The organism is Parashewanella hymeniacidonis (assembly GCF_016900895.1).
GTDB lineage: Bacteria > Pseudomonadota > Gammaproteobacteria > Enterobacterales > Shewanellaceae > Parashewanella > Parashewanella hymeniacidonis.
Genome location: NZ_JAFEUN010000300.1, coordinates 1 through 1,103, shown reverse-complemented (window position 1 = coordinate 1,103; position 1,103 = coordinate 1). Strand labels below are relative to the sequence as shown.

General features: G+C 37.0%; 2 protein-coding genes. Both read left to right on the top strand.

Annotation, left to right across the window (positions count from 1 at the left end; all coding sequences use genetic code 11):
• Positions 1 to 242 precede the first annotated feature (242 nt).
• Positions 243 to 632, top strand: coding sequence for a hypothetical protein (locus tag JQC92_RS22440; protein WP_205001740.1), 390 nt, complete (start codon positions 243 to 245; stop codon positions 630 to 632).
• A 90-nt stretch (positions 633 to 722) separates the two neighbouring features.
• Positions 723 to 983, top strand: coding sequence for a hypothetical protein (locus JQC92_RS22435; RefSeq protein WP_205001739.1), 261 nt, complete (start codon positions 723 to 725; stop codon positions 981 to 983).
• Positions 984 to 1,103 lie beyond the last annotated feature (120 nt).

Genomic DNA, 1,103 nt, shown 5'->3' with positions numbered 1-1,103 from the left:
CGTTGTTGTTCGTAAGGGCTCATAGCCATACTCCTAAACGTTGACAGCGATATTGCTGCCAAAGAAGTATGAACGATATCGTTGATTGATATGATTAATTGTTGTTTATCAGCAGTTTCTGCCGCAAAGCGGCTTGGTTCAACAAGGCATTCAATCTGACAAATACTGCTTGGCTTTTGTCACTGCGTTCCAAAATTTAGCCAAGCACTATTTGCAGCTTAATGCGGCGTTAGAGGTTTTAATTGTTTATCTGTCCAAGCTGCAATAAAAAGGGAATTGGTTTTTGGTCAAAGCTTTGGTCTGGTTCTGATTCTCCTTCTGAGTGCAAAGCATGCGGTCAACTAAGTTTTGTGCATTCAAAATATCGTTTTGGTTTTCAATCTGGCTGGCCAACTTTGGGTAAAATATTAGGAGCAGCTTTAAGTGTGTTTTTGCTCTTTCAAAACAATAGTATTTTCAGTTTGTTGCTATTTCCATTTATCTGGTTGGTCTGTTCGTTTTGGGAGTTATCTTCATTACCTATGCGATCAATCTCAGAAGAACAAGTTGGTGTTGCTAAAAAGAGTGGCAATATATTTATAGTTGGGTTAATAATTATTTTTGGCTTAGTTTTGGTGGTGACAAACCTCTAATAAGAAATTCCATGTGACGCCTACGGCGCACCTGAATTTGGCATTATGTGCTAAAAAATTTAGGCATCAATTGAAATTGAAAGGATTCCGATGAAAAAGATTTTTACTTTAGCTGTAATCATAGGGTTTAGCTTTCTTGTATATACGAAATTTGTTGAAGCAGCTCATGCTCTTGGTTTTGTAAAATATTACAAGGTAACTGTATTAGAAAGTTCATCTAAAGAAACAGTGAAGTGTAATACTTGGGCTTTTGGAGTCATTGATCAAACAGGTTTGGAAGAAGAGTATCAAAGCTGTATCAGTAATTATCAAAAGCAAGGCTATGAAATTATTAATCAGCAAGGCACATAATAAATAAGGATAGGCGTAGCGCAGCCTGCGCCTTATCTGGTTGTTGAACCAGCCCGACGCTACTTATATATGCAAATATCTCAGAAATAATTTTGTGATGTGAGTGAGCTATTTATCAGC

What these genes read in the sequence shown, in the direction of transcription:
- JQC92_RS22435 (WP_205001739.1), top strand. Translation starts at nt 723, where the DNA reads ATGAAAAAGATTTTTACTTTAGCTGTAATCATAGGGTTTAGCTTTCTT.